The sequence below is a fragment of the Acinetobacter sp. AG3 genome (assembly GCF_022343575.1).
Lineage (GTDB): Bacteria > Pseudomonadota > Gammaproteobacteria > Pseudomonadales > Moraxellaceae > Acinetobacter > Acinetobacter guillouiae.
Map to the genome: position 1 here is coordinate 3,755,688 of NZ_JAKQZD010000001.1, position 16,444 is coordinate 3,772,131.

Annotated in this window: 16 protein-coding genes; 3 read left to right on the forward strand and 13 right to left on the reverse strand. The window is 40.7% G+C overall.

The features are described from left to right. Positions 1-2 precede the first annotated feature (2 nt). Together L3V46_RS17540 and L3V46_RS17545 are read right to left on the reverse strand one after the other, a co-directional pair. A complete protein-coding gene (locus L3V46_RS17540) occupies positions 3-1,160 on the reverse strand; it encodes an HlyD family efflux transporter periplasmic adaptor subunit (protein WP_004722805.1) in 1,158 nt (385 codons plus the stop codon). A gap of 325 nt (positions 1,161-1,485) precedes the next feature. Beyond that, positions 1,486-2,019 carry a thioesterase family protein gene (locus tag L3V46_RS17545; RefSeq protein WP_004722808.1) on the reverse strand — a complete coding sequence of 178 codons (534 nt, stop codon included), beginning with the start codon at positions 2,017-2,019 and terminating at the stop codon, positions 1,486-1,488. Positions 2,020-2,118: 99 nt separating this feature from the next. On the opposite strand from L3V46_RS17545, the gene hemB reads away from it, so the two are divergent. Together hemB and thiO are read left to right on the forward strand one after the other, a co-directional pair. Beyond that, positions 2,119-3,132 carry a porphobilinogen synthase gene (gene hemB / locus L3V46_RS17550; RefSeq protein ID WP_016539219.1) on the forward strand — a complete coding sequence of 338 codons (1,014 nt, stop codon included), beginning with the start codon at positions 2,119-2,121 and terminating at the stop codon, positions 3,130-3,132. A 158-nt stretch (positions 3,133-3,290) separates the two neighbouring features. Beyond that, complete coding sequence (gene thiO / locus L3V46_RS17555) at positions 3,291-4,427, forward strand: glycine oxidase ThiO (protein WP_239046376.1); 1,137 nt, start codon at positions 3,291-3,293, stop codon at positions 4,425-4,427. A 99-nt stretch (positions 4,428-4,526) separates the two neighbouring features. On the opposite strand, the gene L3V46_RS17560 is transcribed toward thiO, so the two are convergent. Beyond that, a complete protein-coding gene (locus L3V46_RS17560) occupies positions 4,527-5,288 on the reverse strand; it encodes a ferredoxin--NADP reductase (RefSeq protein WP_239046377.1) in 762 nt (253 codons plus the stop codon). Between the two features lie 82 nt (positions 5,289-5,370). Here L3V46_RS17560 and gigC point away from each other — a divergent pair, with 82 nt between their 5' ends. Beyond that, positions 5,371-6,252: a LysR family transcriptional regulator GigC gene (gigC, locus tag L3V46_RS17565; protein WP_004722815.1), complete on the forward strand. Its 882-nt coding sequence runs from the start codon at positions 5,371-5,373 to the stop codon at positions 6,250-6,252. 46 nt (positions 6,253-6,298) lie between these two features. Here the strand turns inward: gigC and L3V46_RS17570 are convergent, their stop codons facing one another. The 10 genes from L3V46_RS17570 to nuoH all read right to left on the reverse strand — a co-directional run bounded on the left by L3V46_RS17570 (position 6,299) and on the right by nuoH (position 16,442). Continuing rightward, entirely contained in the window at positions 6,299-7,039 is a 741-nt protein-coding gene (locus L3V46_RS17570) for an excalibur calcium-binding domain-containing protein (protein ID WP_239046378.1), read from the reverse strand. Positions 7,040-7,098: 59 nt separating this feature from the next. Continuing rightward, complete coding sequence (locus L3V46_RS17575) at positions 7,099-8,166, reverse strand: hypothetical protein (protein WP_239046379.1); 1,068 nt, start codon at positions 8,164-8,166, stop codon at positions 7,099-7,101. A gap of 61 nt (positions 8,167-8,227) precedes the next feature. After that, positions 8,228-8,863 (reverse strand): uracil phosphoribosyltransferase, encoded by a 636-nt coding sequence (upp, locus tag L3V46_RS17580; protein WP_004722821.1) that lies wholly within the window; start codon positions 8,861-8,863, stop codon positions 8,228-8,230. Positions 8,864-8,984: 121 nt separating this feature from the next. Further along, the gene (gene nuoN / locus L3V46_RS17585) at positions 8,985-10,541 is read right to left on the reverse strand and encodes an NADH-quinone oxidoreductase subunit NuoN (protein WP_004819337.1); all 1,557 of its coding nucleotides are present in this window, start codon (positions 10,539-10,541) and stop codon (positions 8,985-8,987) included. Positions 10,542-10,543: 2 nt separating this feature from the next. Further along, positions 10,544-12,148: an NADH-quinone oxidoreductase subunit M gene (gene nuoM, locus L3V46_RS17590; protein WP_171066895.1), complete on the reverse strand. Its 1,605-nt coding sequence runs from the start codon at positions 12,146-12,148 to the stop codon at positions 10,544-10,546. A gap of 7 nt (positions 12,149-12,155) precedes the next feature. Further along, positions 12,156-14,045, reverse strand: a complete 1,890-nt coding sequence (nuoL, locus tag L3V46_RS17595) for an NADH-quinone oxidoreductase subunit L (RefSeq protein WP_004722828.1) — start codon at positions 14,043-14,045, stop codon at positions 12,156-12,158. Continuing rightward, entirely contained in the window at positions 14,042-14,350 is a 309-nt protein-coding gene (gene nuoK, locus L3V46_RS17600; protein ID WP_004722831.1) for an NADH-quinone oxidoreductase subunit NuoK, read from the reverse strand. The genes nuoL and nuoK overlap by 4 nt, the downstream gene beginning before the upstream one ends. Continuing rightward, positions 14,350-14,868 (reverse strand): NADH-quinone oxidoreductase subunit J, encoded by a 519-nt coding sequence (gene nuoJ / locus L3V46_RS17605; protein ID WP_171066894.1) that lies wholly within the window; start codon positions 14,866-14,868, stop codon positions 14,350-14,352. The genes nuoK and nuoJ overlap by 1 nt, the downstream gene beginning before the upstream one ends. Further along, positions 14,868-15,410 carry an NADH-quinone oxidoreductase subunit NuoI gene (gene nuoI / locus L3V46_RS17610; protein WP_004722835.1) on the reverse strand — a complete coding sequence of 181 codons (543 nt, stop codon included), beginning with the start codon at positions 15,408-15,410 and terminating at the stop codon, positions 14,868-14,870. Before nuoI ends, nuoJ begins: the two co-directional genes overlap by 1 nt. Before the next feature lie 18 nt (positions 15,411-15,428). After that, positions 15,429-16,442 carry an NADH-quinone oxidoreductase subunit NuoH gene (gene nuoH, locus L3V46_RS17615; protein WP_004819331.1) on the reverse strand — a complete coding sequence of 338 codons (1,014 nt, stop codon included), beginning with the start codon at positions 16,440-16,442 and terminating at the stop codon, positions 15,429-15,431. Positions 16,443-16,444: the final 2 nt, after the last annotated feature.

Below are 16,444 nucleotides of genomic sequence, written 5' to 3' on the forward strand. Positions count from 1 at the left end.
GATTACTTCGCTGAAGAGGTATCAACCTCAGCATTCATGGATAAACCCACACGTAATGGATGCTCAGCCAACTCTTTAGGATCGAGTTTGATACGTACAGGTAGACGTTGAACCACTTTAATCCAATTACCTGTCGCATTTTGTGCAGGAATCAACGCAAATGCTGAACCTGTACCACCTGAAAAGCCGATCACCGTACCGTGATACTCTACTTTCTTGCCATAGAGGTCTGAAGTAAGGGTTGCCTTCTGACCAACTTTCACGTTTTGCAACTGACTTTCTTTAAAGTTTGCATCCACATAAAGTTCAGCCAAAGGCACCACTTTCATCAAACTTGTCCCAGGTGCAATACGTTGCCCCACTTGAATACTACGACGGGCAATCACACCATCTAACGGCGCTTTAATTTCTGTACGTTGTAAATCTAAAAGTGCTTGATCAAGTTTGGCTTGAGCCACCAATACGTCAGGGGTTGAACTTTGTGAGGTCCCCCGAATTAAAGCTTCATTGGCATCTAAATTACTTTGTGCAGCTTTACGTTTAGATTCTGTTTGCGCCAATGCTGCTTTTGCCACATCGACATTTGCTTTAGCATTGTTTAAAGCACTTTGTGCTTTGCTAAATTCTTCTTTAGAGATTGCACCTGTCGCGCTTAACTGCTGACGGCGGGCAAACTCTTGCTGTGCTTGTTGATACGCCACATCGGCTTGCGCCACTTGTGCTTTGGCACTGTTAATATCATCTGCACTGACTAAAATCTGTGAGGACAATGAACTGCTATTTGCCGAGCTTTGTGTATATTGACGCTTGGCTTTGGTCAACGCCGCTTCAGCTTCTGCAACAGCGATTTTTGCATCACGATTATCAATAATCGCAAGTACATCGCCTTTTCTCACTTGTTGAGTATCACTGACCAAAACCTCAGCAACTTGTCCGCTGACCATTGAGGTGATTTCAGCAGTTTCAGCACCGACATAGGCATTGTCCGTTTCAACAATGTTGCCAAAAATAAAAGCCCAAATTGCATATAGAATTGCAGCTACAACAACAATAATGGCAAAAATCTTCAGCATTTTTTTACGTTTTTGTTTGGCTTCCAAATCCGCTTGCGCTTGATTTTCATCATTTGGAGAGGCATTCGTCGTTTGCGCGTCAGTCATCGCATGTTCCTAGCTTACTTGGACTTGTCAAAACATCTTTGCATTTTGGAGATATAAACTGAAAAACTGCTTAATCATATCTATATGACGTTGCTTGATGGTTGAATAAGTCAACTTCTTAAAATAGTGGTGCCCAATTTTACAGGTAAAAATCATATTATGAGAATAAAAATATTACTCTATAGTTTATCTTTATAAAAGAGGTCAATCTTATTGATATTCATATTTTTTGAAAAAAAATAAGCCAGCAAAATATGTATTTTACTGGCTTATATTGACACAATGAATACAAAAGTGTACTGATTAGTACACTTAATCAGCTTGATCAATAGGCATAAGAAGCAATGGCTGTCGCAATCGCCTTACCTTCATTATTGAACATGGTCATACGCATGGTGCAACCTTTTCGCCCCATTCTCAAAGTTTCAGCTTTGGCAATAAAGTATTCACCGCGCCCAGGTGCAAGATAATCCACACGCATATCAACTGTCGCTAAACGAGAAACTTTCTTTAATGTGTCTGGCAACTGGTCTGGCTCTGCACGTTTATACAACTCCCCCATTGCTACAATTCCACCAATACTATCCAACAATGTCGCGGCCACACCACCATGTAAAATTTGAAATGCGACATTGCCAATCAAATACGGTTTCATTTCGATATAGCCTTCAATCTCATCATTAACAACACGCATTTGCATATTGTTATGTGAAAAATAAGGCGAACCATTAAACGCTTTAGTGAGTTGGTTAAGCACCACATTTAGATCTGCTTTCGCACCTAAATGTAAATTACCAGTCCACTTTTTTTGCGATTCGCTAGGCGCAGAATCAGTTTTAGAAGAATCACTCATCATCATTTCGAAACCAATATTGAGAAAAATTTTCAGCTTTTTCCCAAAAAATATATGAAAGGGCTACAATATATGCCTAGTTTAATACTGAACATCGAGATTGTTATGACTTATACGTTCAATCGTCCTGCTTTTCCAGCTACTCGTATGCGCCGTATCCGTAAAAACGATAAGCTTCGAGCAATGGTAAGAGAGACTCAACTCACAGCAGATCATCTCATTTATCCAGTATTTGTACTTCCGGGACAAAACCAAAGCCAAGATGTACCAAGTATGCCAAATGTTCAACGATTGTCAGCAGACTTATTGTTGAAAAAAGCAGAAACCCTATTAGAACTTGGTGTATCAAAACTTGCCTTATTCCCTGTTACACCACAACAAGACAAAAGTTTAACAGCTGAAGCTGCGTGGCATGAAGATGGTTTAGTTCAAAATACTTTACGTTTGTTAAAAAAAGAACTGCCTGAGATGGTACTCATCACGGATGGTGCATTAGATCCTTATACCACACATGGTCAGGACGGCATTATTGACGATACAGGTTATGTATTAAATGATGAAACGGTTCAATGCCTGATCAAACAAGCCTTAAGCCATGCTGAAGCAGGTGCAGATGTGATCGCGCCAAGTGACATGATGGACGGCCGTATTGGTGCAATCCGCCAAGCTTTAGAAAGTAACGATTTTATTTATACCAGCATCATGGCGTACTCTGCAAAATATGCGTCTAGTTTCTACGGTCCTTTCCGCGATGCAGTTGGCTCATCATCCAACCTAAAAGGTGGTAATAAGTATAACTACCAAATGGATGTCGGTAATCGTGCTGAAGCACTGCATGAAATCGCCCTTGATATTCAAGAAGGTGCGGATATGGTGATTGTCAAACCCGGTATGCCGTATTTGGATGTGGTACGTGAAGTTAAAGATACCTTTGGTGTCCCGACCTTTGTTTATCAAGTCAGTGGTGAATATGCCATGCTTGCAGCAGCCATCCAAAATGGCTGGTTATCTGAAAGCGTGATTATGGAATCCTTGATGTGCTTCCGTCGTGCAGGTGCAGATGGTATTTGGACCTATTATGCAGAAGATGCAGCACGTCAATTAAAAGAGATGAAGTAAATCATCCCTCCCTTACTGAACTCATGGTTCCTCACCTTTTAAAAAGGGAGGAACCCATTACTGATTCAGTCGTGAGTGGAAAGTCCCCTCTTTCAAAAGATAAGCAGTATTGCTTTTGCAGGTGGGGATTAAAAATCTAAATTGGTACAGAATACACAATGCATATCGCCATTATTGGTGCTGGAGTAAGTGGCTTACTCAGCGCGCTTGAGCTTGTTGAACAAGGCTGCTCCATCACTCTGTTCGATCAACAACATGCTGGACATGCTGCTTCATGGGCGGGTGGCGGTATTCTGTCACCCATGTATCCGTGGAGATATCCCAATGAAGTCAATCATCTGGCACAACACGGCAAACAACTTTACCAACAATGGAATGAGAAACTACAACCTAAAACAGGGATAGACTTTCAAATCCATGACACAGGAATGTTAATTTTTGACGAAGCAGATTTTGAGCTTGGACTGAATTATAAAGACCAACATCAAGAACCGATGCAGCATTGTGAATACCTGCAAAGAGAGCAGCTTGAAAGCGTCAATCCCCATATTTCAGCACAGTTTCAACATGCAATTTATTTTCCACATCTAGCCAATGTTAGAAATCCGCGACTTCTTAAATCACTGATCAGCTATCTCAAACAACATCCTCAAGTTGAAGTGTATGAAAATACATGGATCGAAAAATTTAATATTCAAAATCAAAAAATTCAGTCTGTTGAAAGTGCCAATGGACAACGTTTTGTCGCAGACCAATTTGTGATTGCAACGGGTGCATGGTCAAATTGCTGGGCAGAACAATTACAGCTTTCGATCCCAGTAGAACCCGTTCAGGGGCAAATGATGTTATTTAAAACTCCGGAAAACTGGCTACCCACCATGTGTATGAACAATGTGATGTATTTGATCCCACGCCGAGATGGTCATATCGTATGCGGTTCAAGCATGGACCATATCGGATTTGATAAGCGTCCAAATGTACAAACACAGCAAAATATTTATAAAGCCTGTATCGAAATGGTGCCTGAATTGGCAAACTTCCCCATCGTTAAGCAATGGGCAGGATTACGTCCAAGCTCACCAACAGGCATTCCATATATTGGAAAAATGCCTGAACTGAATAATTTATGGGCAAATTTTGGACATTACCGTAATGGCTTATGTATGGGACCTGCTTCAGCACAGTTATTAAGACAATTGATGCTCAATCAAGATACACGTGTTGATGCAAAAGCTTATTCAACCGAGCGATTAACAGCATATACTCCACTCACTCAGCAATCATCTTTTAGCTAAAAAGTGTTTGGTTCTGGCATGAAAGAATTTAAGAGAAGACGCTTAGCTGCGTCTCTCATCTAAAACGATTGATACAATTGCTGATGCCTAGCCAGTGATTTACCAATAATTCTCTACAGCAATATTGCCTTCACCGCGACGATTCATCGTTAAACCACGGGCTTTTAATGCGGCTTTGGTGTCATCTACCATTTGTGGGTTTCCACATAGCATGACATGAGTGGTATCTGCATTGAATTTTAAATCAGCGGCTTTTTCCAATTCACCATTTTCAATCAAAATTGGTAAGCGATCATGTAAGGCTGCATTGGGATCACGCGTAACAATCGAGATAAATTTAAAACCTGTATGCCCCTCACCAAAAAGCTGGGCAATCTCTTGGATCCGATCGACATAAGCCAATTCAGATTCAGTTCTTACGCTATACACCAAGTTGATTTTTTCGTACTTTGACCAAGTTTCAAAATCTTGTAGCATCGAAATAAAAGGCGCTAGACCTGTGCCCGTTGCCAACAACCACAAATCTTTAGGCAGCGGCAATTGATAACGTGCTAAAGTTAAGAATCCATAGGGGATTTTTTCCAAATAAAGCGCATCACCAACTTGTAGATGCTGTAAATTGGAGGTAAATGCACCATCAGGAACAACGATTGAAAAAAATTCGAGTGTTTCATCAAATGGGGATGAAACCACGGAATATGCCCTTACCACCAAATCATCACCCACTTTTAAACCAATACGAGCAAATTGCCCTGCGGTAAACTTAAAATGGGCAGGTCGAGTCATGGTGAAACTGAAAAGTGTATTGGTCCAACGCTGAACAGACAAAACCTTTTCTATGCTAAATTTTTCAATTGACATGATTTCTTCGTGGCATGAAACATAGTCCTCATGGTAGCATGACTATATAATCTATGAATATTAAAATGTTAAGGCTCTACTTATGCGAATGACTTTACGCCAGTTGGCGGTTTTTGTTGCTGTCGCTCAAGAAGGTACCGTGACCAAAGCAAGTGATGCGGTTCGGTTGACTCAAAGTGCGGCAAGTATGGCTTTGGCAGATTTAGAAGATGGACTGGGTGCTCCGCTTTTCGATCGTCTTGGTAAGCGCTTACAGCTTAATGATCTTGGTCGTTTCTTACTTCCTCAAGCTTTAGAAATCTTAGGTCGCTGTGAAGCCTTTGAACAAGCAGCCAAAGGTGAACTACAAAGTATTGATTTACGGATTGGTGCAACACTGACCATCAGTGATTATTTAATGCCAGACTTAATGGCAAACTTTTTACAAGTTCAACCTCAAGCGCATTTACAGCTCCAAGTTGGTAATACCCGCCAAATGATTGAAGCGGTCAACCAATTCCAACTCGATTTGGCATTGATTGAAGGTTCATGCTTCCTACCACAACTTCAATGCATTCACTGGCGCGATGACGAACTCGCGGTATGTTGTTCGCCTAATCATCCACTGGCAAATTTACATCGTGAATTAAAGCAGTCTGACTTCCAGCATGTTGAATGGATTTTACGTGAAGAAGGTTCTGGAACACGTGAAGTCTTTGACAATGCCATTCTAAAAGATCTTGAAGATGCCAATATCCGCTTAACCCTAGGTCATAATGAAGCGATTTTAAAAATCGTTGCTGGAGGTCTAGGAATGTCATGTATTTCTAAATTGGCAATTCAGCCTTTGCTCGACAAAGGACAATTGGTGATTTTAAATACACCATTCTGGCAACTTGCTCGCCCGCTATATATGCTGGTACATCGTCAAAAGTACCAAGGACCGGGCTTAAGAGCCTTCCTAAAATTTTGTGAAAATGGTTAAAACCAAAGCTCCTCTTGGAGCTTTTTTATAACGCTTAACTTAAAAGCTATTTACCAAATTGCCGTTCACATGGTCGACCATCATGATCCCCATCCATTTGTGTATTGGGGCAATTTTTAATAAAAAATACCGCCTCATCATAAGATGTCATTTGGCTGCAATGGGTACGACCATCGCATTGATAAGGTGATTTTGCCGTTGATGCTGTTGTCGATACAGCTATGTTGCTTTGTACGGATTCTGCTTCATTCTGTTTTTGCACTGAATGATAATGACTGTTTAAAGCATTTTGGGATTTTTCACTAAACTTTACCGGTTTAACATAACCAATCTCTTTGCGCTGTTGCTCAACGATTTGCTTCTGCTGTTGCTCTAACAGTGCAAATTTAGCATGTTGTTCTTCCTGATAGGTTTGGTATTGATTCCATGTGGCAAAACTAAAATAAACGAAGCCAAAAACAATCACCAAAATCACCACAGACATAAAACCGAATTTCTGCCCTTCATTTTTACTTCGTCTTAAAATATTTTTTTGCTTATCAATATTGATCTTTTTATTTTTTAAGTCATTACTCATCGCAACATCTAAACGAATCATTTGATGTGCTTTCAATGTTCCATGTGCATTGATGATTACATATTTTATGGTTTCCCCTTTTTTCGGCTGACCACCTTCTTTTGGAAAATCAGCGATGTAAAATATTACAGATTGCGCTGAATTATGATCCAATAAAAGTCCGTAACCTTTATCATGATGATATTCAATGATTTGCCCCAAATAAAACATATAACTTCTCTTTTAAAATAAGTATGAATCGTAAAATATATTCAACTCGTTTCAGATGTTTAGTGTGAATATGCCTTTCGTTTCTGCTGTTTAATCTTGTCCTTTTGTTCTTGTTGATATTGTTGAAGTCTCATTTCCGCCTCAACTTTGTACTGCTTATAACGATCCATTGCATACATCACAGAACTTACCGCAATGAATATCACCACCGCGACGATCACAACCCAAGGGTTCAACGTCCTGCGTTTTTCAAATCGAACTTTCTTTACAGCTTGTTTGCGTTTGGAATATAAAAATTTAACTTTCAACTTTTGAATTAAACGTTGAAATGCAGTTAAATCCATATGCTTTTCAAGCAACTGCCGATCAATTTGGCTGTTAAAATATAAATCATCCCCTTTAAAATTTTGACTATCTTCTATCACCTCTAAGGACCCAAGCAACACTGCGCTCTGATTGCCCTCAGCGATTTCAATATTTCGACCCACTCCCCCCACATCAACAACAGTATTAGCATCACTTTCTTCAATGGGTTTAATGTTATCAACTGTATGAGTTTGGTCTTGCAATTCAGTATTCTGGATAACTTTAGTGGAAAGGTCAACTTGTGTTTGCGCTACAGGTTCAATCTCTTTGGCTTGATTTAAATCTCCGTCCGATTCTTCAAGCACTGGGTCATTGATTGTTGTTTGAATGGGCTCGACAAAGATGTCTTGTTGTTGTGCAACCAAGTCAATATCTGGAATAGCGTCAGGTAAAATGCCTAGTTCAGTGTGAATTTTGGTTTGAGGGTTTTGTAAGCCTTCATCAGCCAATCCCCTTCTCTTTTTCAGCGCTTTGCGAACATTTCTAATATGCTCATAGGCATTTTCTGAATAAAGATGTGGAACGGAGGGCTTGTTTTGATCATTCACATAATTTTTATGATCTAAACGCACGATAAATTTGGCGAATAAACCATCATCTTGCTCTAAAACGACACATTTAATCCGCTCACCAATTTGAGGAAGAAGCAACTGATTTGAAAAATCTTCTAATTTAAAAACAACTTGTTGATGATCATTTAATTCAATTAGACCTTGTCCTAAATCATTATCGAAAAAGGTAACAGTCCCTTTTCTGAACATTTTTTATTCTCTTATCATTAAAAAGGAGGCCCCCTATAGCCTCCTTCGATGATACTAAATTTTAATCTTTTTGCACACTACCAAAAATTTTATCTCCAGCATCACCTAAACCTGGCACGATATAACCTTGTTCATTTAAACCTTGATCAATTGAAGCGGTAAAAATCGTCACATCAGGGTGTGCGGCTTCAACACGTTTGATCCCTTCAGGTGCTGCAACCAAAACCATAACACGGATATCTTTACAGCCACTTGCTTTTAACACGTCAATCGCAGCAACCAAAGATGAACCTGTCGCCAACATTGGGTCAATAATCATGGCTAAACGATTTTGTACATCTGGAACCAATTTTTTATAATAAGTACGTGCTTCCAAAGTTTCTTCATCACGTTCTAAACCGAGGACTGAAACTTTAGCACTTGGGATAAGATTTAAAAAACCTTCTAACATGCCAATACCAGCACGTAAAATCGGCACTACAGTGATTTTTTTACCCGCAATTCTGTCTACTGTGACTTTACCATTCCAGCCATCAATCTCATGATCACACACAGGTAAATCTTTGGTTGCTTCATAAGTTAAAAGCATGGTTACTTCTTGAGCGAGTTCACGGAAATTCTTAGTACTAATGTCAGCACGGCGTAATAAACCTAATTTATGACGAATAAGTGGATGACGAATTTCTTGAATAGACACGGGAGGACACCTAAAAGGATAAAAGTAAATTTCCATTATTATAAATGTTTTTTATATCAGAGATAAGAAAAGCCCTCAATGAATGAGGGCTTTTTTTGTTAATAGCAGGATTTTATTGCGATTAGTGTTGTTGGCTCATCAAGAAATGTAAAGGAGATAAAATTTCTGATTTTAACGCCAAGTTGATGATTGGATCTGGATAAACACCAATGATCAATACCAAAGCAGCAGCGCCGAGCACCATCAAACCACCCACTTTTTGTCCCCAATGATCAACCGCATCAATACGAGGATTATCTGGTGGAGTCATATACATCACGATCATCACACGTAAGTAGTAATACAAACCAATACCACTACCCACCACGACCATAGCAGCCAAGAACCAATGTTCTGTGGTTACAGCAGCAATCACCACCATAAACTTACCGATGAAACCAGCGGTTAATGGAATCCCTGCAAGAGAAAGCATCATCACTGTTAAGGTCGCAGTCAGTACTGGACGACGCCAGAATAAACCACGGTAATCCGCAAGCGACTCAGCTTCATCAACATTGTTATATGGGCTCGACATTAACGCGACAGCACCAAAAGCACCAATCGTAGTTAAGGTATAAGTCACCACATAGACACTTACACTGCCTAAACTTGCATAACCTAAACTAATCAAAGCAATCAATAAATAACCGAAATGGGCGATTGATGAATAACCCAAAATTCGTTTTAAGTTGACTTGACGTAATGCAAGGAAGTTCCCGACTAAAATCGAAAGTACAGCGATCACAGTTAATACAGTCACGATAGACGGTACAAGAATGAAACCTGAACTTAAAATAAAGCGGACTAATAAACCAATGGTTGCAACTTTAGCAACAGTTGCAAGATAGGTCGCGATTGGCGCAGGCGCACCTTGATAAACATCTGGTGTCCATTTATGAAATGGCGCCAACGATAATTTAAACGCAATCGCAATCACGATTAATCCTGAACCCAACAAAATCATTGGTTGAGCAAGGAAACCTTTTAACTGTTCAATAAAGTCAGCCAAAGACGCAATTTGTTGCACTTGTGCTAACTGATTTCCATACAAACCTGGGAAGTCAGTAAATGACAATGTACCTGTATAAGCATAAACGTATGCCATACCCATCAACAAGATTGCTGAAGCGGTTGCAGAAAGTACCAAATACTTTACGCCTGCTTCTAGCGATTTTCCACGCTGATGCGTATATGCCAATAAGCCATACACAGGAATTGACAAAAGCTCTAAGCTAATAAAGAACGACGCATAATGAGAACTTGCCACCATTAACATTGCCCCTGTTACAGAGATCAACATCAAGATATAAAGCTCTTCACGATTATCTTTATAGGTTTCAATATAAGCGTGAGATAACGTACAGCATGCGAGTGCAGCAACTACTGCAATAAATTGATAAAACAATGTAAATGGATCAACCACAAACATGTTCATCACATTTGATGGTGCAAATGAACCACCAAACATCATGAATAAAATATCAATTGCAGCAAGGTTTAAACCCACCACCGATGCAGTCGCAATCAAATTATGATTACGCTTGATCGAGGTTAGGATCATCACCACAACAGCGGTTAAAGCAACAATAAAAACTGGTGCTAAAGGCATGAGACCCGAAAATGACATAGTGAAGTTCATGACTATTGGATCTCCACATTTTGTTGAGATACGACTTGTTGTGCCGCATCAACAACTTCTTGAACTGGAATATAGCTATTTGATAACCACGCCATACTTGAATGAGAAATATCAAGGAAGCTTTGTGGATATACACCTAACCATAATAAGCCAAATGCACAGATCAATAGAATTACTGTTTCACGTACATTCAAGTCTTTTAATGGACTTTCATAATGCTTTTTCTGCTCTTCATTTGGTGTACCAAATAAAGCTTTGTGGATCAGAATCAGGCCATAAAGACCAGCAAAGACCAAGCTAATTGCCGCAATGATGGTAAATGTTGGGAACTTAGCGAATGAACCCATCAAAATCAGGAATTCACCAATAAAGTTACCTAGACCTGGAATACCCACAAGCGCAGAGACAAAGAACATCAAGAAGAATGGTAAATACTGGAATTGACCACGAATACCACCCATCAAACGTAAGTCACGGGTATGTAAGCGTTCATACACTTGACCACACATAATGAACAATGCAGCAGATGACAAGCCATGTGCCAACATCATGATCATTAAGCCTTGGAACGTCAGAATATTACCGGCATAAAGTGCAAGTAATACGAAACCCATATGCGAAATAGAAGTATAAGCAAGCAGGCGTTTCATATCTGTTTGCTGGAAAGCACACCAAGCGCCGTAGAAAATACCAATCAAACCTAAAATAATCGCAATATCGGCAAATTGTGCAGATGCTGCTGGGAAGAATGGCAATACAAAGCGCAGTAAACCGTACGCAGCAGTTTTAATCAAGATACCCGCTAAGTCTACAGAACCTGCTGTAGGTGCTTGCGCATGCGCATCTGGTAACCAACCGTGTAATGGGAATACTGGAAGCTTGACCGCAAAACCAATAAAGAAACAGATCATCAATGCATAGGCAATATGTGGTGCCTGAGCATCTAAAGTGTTTGCAACAGCAAGTAAGTAGTTATAGTCGAAGCTAATCGTACCTGACATCTGAGAACCGTAGACCACTAAGCCTAAGATCCCGATGAGCATGATCAAGCCAGCGACTTGGGTATAGATAAAGAACTTGGTTGCAGCATAAACACGTGATTTACCGTCCGCGCCTTTATGACCCCAAAGAGCGATCAAGAAGTAGATAGGGACTAGCATCATCTCCCAGAAGAAGAAGAACAAGAACATATCAATTGCAAGGAAAACCCCGATTACCCCACCCAAAGACCATAATAGGTTTAAGTGGAAGAAGCCGACATTCTTTTGAATTTCACCCCATGAACAGCCAACTGCAAGTACACCCAGTAATGCAGTCAAGCCCACCATCAGCAATGAAAGACCATCTACAGCCAAATGAATGTTAATACCGAGTGTTTTAATCCAAGGTAAATAAAATTCTGCTGCCCAAGTTGGAGTCTTCGCCCCCAACTCATAGCTAAAGCCACCTTGTTTCCACAAAATCAGTGTTAAGCCCAATGTAACGAGCATACCGACTAATGCGATATAACGTGGCAAATGTTTATCAAGTTTATCGACCAACCAACACGCGAAACCTGCAATAAAAGGTACAAGAATCAGTGCGGGTAAAATCCAATTGTTTGTGATTTCCATCTTATTTCCCCACTACCTGAATCACGATCAAGATCATCAGCAATACCACTACACCGAGTGACATACTTGATGCATATTCACGTAATGAACCTGTTTGACGGGTACTTGTAAATTTATTCCCACTATTTACGATTGCAGGTAATACCAGCCATAAACCATCAATTGGGTCACGACCTAAAATTTTCGCAATGAGTAAATAAGGTTGAACAAATACAAGGTTGTATAAAGAATCGAAACCAAATGCATTACGGCAGATATTTGCAAGTCCAGCACCAAATGAAGTGGCTGCAAAACCTTGCACCGCTTTATAAGCGAAAGCAAATAACACCACGCCTACAGCTAAACCGACCAATGCGATACCGACTGCAAGGTGTTCTGCACCATGCATCCCTTCTTCAATCGCTTGAGAAACTTCAAATGCAGGGATATGTGCTGCATTTAAAATGTTCATCACTGGCGCTTTTAAGAAGTAAGCCAAACCTGTTGAAAGAACAGCCAAGATACCTAAAGGCGCCCAATACGTTGCACCTTTGATTTCGTGATAATGTGTTTTTTCTTCACCGAAGAATACAACCCAAATTAAACGGAATGTATAAATCGAAGTTAAGAATGCACCCGCAACACCAACCCAATACAATGAGTTATACAATGCGACAGATTGACCTTGCGCCCAAACAGCACCCAAGATTGCATCTTTTGAGAAGAAGCCGATCGTGATAAATGGGATTGCAGCAAGTGCACCACCACCAATCGCGAAGCAAGCAAATAAGAATTTGTTTTTGTAGAACAAACCACCCATTTTAAAGATGTTTTGTTCATGATGGTAAGCCAAGATCACCGCACCAGAAGACAAGAACAATAATGCCTTAAAGAATGCATGTGCAAGCATATGGAACAGACCTGCTTGATACGCTTCTGCACCCACAGCCATAAACATATAACCGAGCTGACTCATGGTAGAGTAAGCCAGAATACGTTTGATATCTGTTTGAACCAAAGCCGCAAAGCCAGCAACCAACAATGTTACAGCACCCGTAATCGAAATGAACTGCATCACTTCTGGTGTCATTTCAAACACAGAGAACATACGGCAACATAAGTAGATACCCGCGGTAACCATTGTTGCAGCATGGATCAATGCAGATACTGGTGTCGGACCAGCCATTGCATCTGCCAACCATGTTTGTAATGGGATTTGCGCAGATTTACCTGCTGCACCCAAGAACAACATCAATGACGTGATCAATGCCAAGTTATGATCAAGTGCGAGAACTTGTGAAGCATTGGCAACAATCGTGCCGATGTGTAAAGTACCAAATTGTTGGTAAAGCAAGAACAATGCGATCAGTAAGAATACATCACCAACACGCGTAACTGTAAATGCTTTAATTGCCGCAAAACCATTTGCAGGGTTTTGGTAGTAATAACCAATCAACAGGTAAGAACACAGACCTACGCCTTCCCAACCTAAGAATAACAACGCTAAGTTGTCACCCAATACAAGCACCAACATGCTTGCAACGAATAAGTTGAAGTATGAGAAGAAACGTGCGAAGTCTTCTTCACCACGCATGTACCAAGTTGCAAAGATGTGAATCAGGAAACCTACACCTGTCACCATGCCCATCATTAACAATGACAAGCCGTCAAGATGCAAACTTACACCCGGTGCAAAACCGCCTACATTGAACCAAGTCCATAAATGCTGTGCTTGCGCAACTGAACCCTGCTTAACAAAGTCCATGCCTGCAATCAATGCAAATAAAGCAGAAAGGCCAACAGAACCCGCACCAATAATTGCTGCTACATTTTCAGGAAGTTTATTACGTCCTGCCGCTAAAAGTACAAAGCCAATCAGCGGAAATAAAATCGTTAAATATAAATAACTCATCCGCGCATCTCACTAGCAGCATCTACATCCAGATGATGGAAGCGATGATAGAACTGAAGGACGATCGCTAGACCGATACAAGCCTCTGCCGCAGCAAGTGTGAGGATCAAAATAAACATAATTTGACCATCAGGTTGTGCCCATGCACTTCCTGCCACAACGAATGCCAATGCTGCTGCATTCATCATGATCTCAAGGCTCATTAACATAAATAATAGGTTGCGTCGCACCATTACACCGTAAAAACCCAGTGCAAAAAGGATAGTTGCGACGATCAAACCATGTTCTAAAGGAATGTTGCCCATTACTGTTTATCCTCTGCTGCACTCGGTTCACGTTTGCCTAAGTGGAATGCTGCAACCAATGCTGCAAGCAATAACATTGCGGCAACTTCAACCAATAATAAATAGTGGGTAAAGAGTGCTTGACCAATTGCTTTAGGTCCAATCACTTGAGTTCCAAGTACTGCACCATGTTGGGTATAGTCTGAACCTAATACCCAAACCAAACATAAGCCCACTAAGAAGCTCATGAGTGCTGGATAAGCCCAAGCATCTGAAGTCAACCATTTACGTTCTTGGTCAACTGTATGTTGACCAAGGTTGAGCATCATGACCACGAATACGAACAACACCATGATCGCACCCGCATAAACAATCACTTCAAGCGCAGCTGCAAATGGTGCACCAATGATCAAGAAGATCCCTGCAACAGCAAGTAGAGAAACGATCAAACTTAATAAAGCATGTACTGGATTGGTGTTGGTCACAACACGAATCGTCGAAACAATGGCCACGAGAGCCATTAAATAAAATGGCCACATCATGGTAATAAGCTCCGTACATCTACAGGCGCACTTTCACGTTGCGCTTGACCTTTTTCTTTACCATCAATTGCCATACCACTTACACGGTAGAAATTGTAGTCTGGGTATTTACCTGGTCCTGAAATGAGTAAGTTTTCTTTCTCATAAACAAGATCCTGACGGACATATTCGCCTAACTCAAAATCTGGTGTTAACTGAATAGCAGTTGTTGGACATGCTTCTTCACACATACCGCAGAAAATGCAGCGTGAGAAGTTAATGCGGAAAAATTCTGGATACCAACGTCCATCATCTTTTTCAGCTTTCTGCAATGAAATACAACCAACAGGACATGCAACCGCACATAAGTTACACGCAACACAACGCTCTTCACCGTCTGGGTCACGTGTTAATACGATACGACCACGGTAGCGTGGAGGTACGATTTGTTCGGCTGGCACTTCTGGATATAAAATCGTATCGCGTTTGCGTGTGACATGGCTAAACACCATCCACAACGAACGAACAATTGATCCTACGCCAGCTAGAATTTTATACATTTTGTACTCCCTGCTGTCCTAGGCCTGATTCATCAGAATCACAGCACCAGTCACCAAAAGGTTGACCAATGCAAGTGGTAAACACACTTTCCAACCAAAATTCATAACTTGGTCATAACGTGGACGCATTAAAGAACCACGTGCCAAGACAAACATCATTACAAAGAATGCTGTTTTCGCAATGAACCAGAATGCATCTGGAATGAATGGAATATTTAAATTAAATGGTGCTAACCAACCGCCAAAGAATAAAGTCACGATCAGTGCTGAAATTAAAATGATGTTGACGTATTCGGCAACGAAGAACATCCCCCATTTCATACCACCATATTCGACATGGTAACCTTCTGCCAATTCTTGTTCAGCTTCTGGTTGGTCAAATGGATGACGATGCGTTACCGCAACACCCGCAACCACGAAGATCATGAAACCAATGAATTGCGGAATCACAAACCATACATCACGTTGTGCTTCTACGATGTCACGCAAGTTAAATGAACCTGCAATTGCCACCACACCCATCAATGAAATCCCTAAAAAGACTTCATAAGAAATGGTTTGTGCTGCTGAACGTAGACCACCTAGTAACGCATATTTGTTGTTGGATGCCCAACCACCAAATAACACCGCATATACTGCAATACCTGCCATTGCCATAAAGAACAATAGCCCGATACTCATGTCTGAAACACCTAAGTAAGGTGAAACAGGAATAACCATGAATGACAGTACTGCAGTCGCCATTGCCACTGCTGGTGCTAAACGGAAGGTTAACTTATCTACAAACTTTGGTGTCCAGTCTTCTTTGAACATGATTTTCAACATGTCGGCAACGATCTGGAACATCCCGCCAGGACCAACACGGTTTGGTCCATAACGGTCTTGCCATAAGCCCAGCAAACGACGTTCAATAAATGACATCAAAGCGGCCAGTAAAACCACAACCAACAAAATTACGATGGCTTGAATCACTGAATAAGCGATTGGCCAGTCTTGTGCCCATGTCGGTAGTGCGCGTAAAGATTCATTCATGA

Excerpts from the sequence above, each read along its gene's own strand:
- nuoH (WP_004819331.1), bottom strand. The coding sequence starts at position 16,442 with ATGAATGAATCTTTACGCGCACTACCGACATGGGCACAAGACTGGCCA.
- gigC (WP_004722815.1), top strand. The coding sequence starts at position 5,371 with ATGCGAATGACTTTACGCCAGTTGGCGGTTTTTGTTGCTGTCGCTCAA.
- L3V46_RS17575 (WP_239046379.1), bottom strand. The coding sequence starts at position 8,166 with ATGTTCAGAAAAGGGACTGTTACCTTTTTCGATAATGATTTAGGACAA.
- nuoN (WP_004819337.1), bottom strand. The coding sequence starts at position 10,541 with ATGAACTTCACTATGTCATTTTCGGGTCTCATGCCTTTAGCACCAGTT.
- L3V46_RS17545 (WP_004722808.1), bottom strand. The coding sequence starts at position 2,019 with ATGATGATGAGTGATTCTTCTAAAACTGATTCTGCGCCTAGCGAATCG.
- L3V46_RS17540 (WP_004722805.1), bottom strand. The coding sequence starts at position 1,160 with ATGACTGACGCGCAAACGACGAATGCCTCTCCAAATGATGAAAATCAA.
- nuoK (WP_004722831.1), bottom strand. The coding sequence starts at position 14,350 with ATGGGCAACATTCCTTTAGAACATGGTTTGATCGTCGCAACTATCCTT.
- nuoI (WP_004722835.1), bottom strand. The coding sequence starts at position 15,410 with ATGTATAAAATTCTAGCTGGCGTAGGATCAATTGTTCGTTCGTTGTGG.
- thiO (WP_239046376.1), top strand. The coding sequence starts at position 3,291 with ATGCATATCGCCATTATTGGTGCTGGAGTAAGTGGCTTACTCAGCGCG.
- nuoJ (WP_171066894.1), bottom strand. The coding sequence starts at position 14,868 with ATGTGGCCATTTTATTTAATGGCTCTCGTGGCCATTGTTTCGACGATT.
- L3V46_RS17570 (WP_239046378.1), bottom strand. The coding sequence starts at position 7,039 with ATGTTTTATTTGGGGCAAATCATTGAATATCATCATGATAAAGGTTAC.
- L3V46_RS17560 (WP_239046377.1), bottom strand. The coding sequence starts at position 5,288 with ATGTCAATTGAAAAATTTAGCATAGAAAAGGTTTTGTCTGTTCAGCGT.
- nuoL (WP_004722828.1), bottom strand. The coding sequence starts at position 14,045 with ATGAGTTATTTATATTTAACGATTTTATTTCCGCTGATTGGCTTTGTA.
- hemB (WP_016539219.1), top strand. The coding sequence starts at position 2,119 with ATGACTTATACGTTCAATCGTCCTGCTTTTCCAGCTACTCGTATGCGC.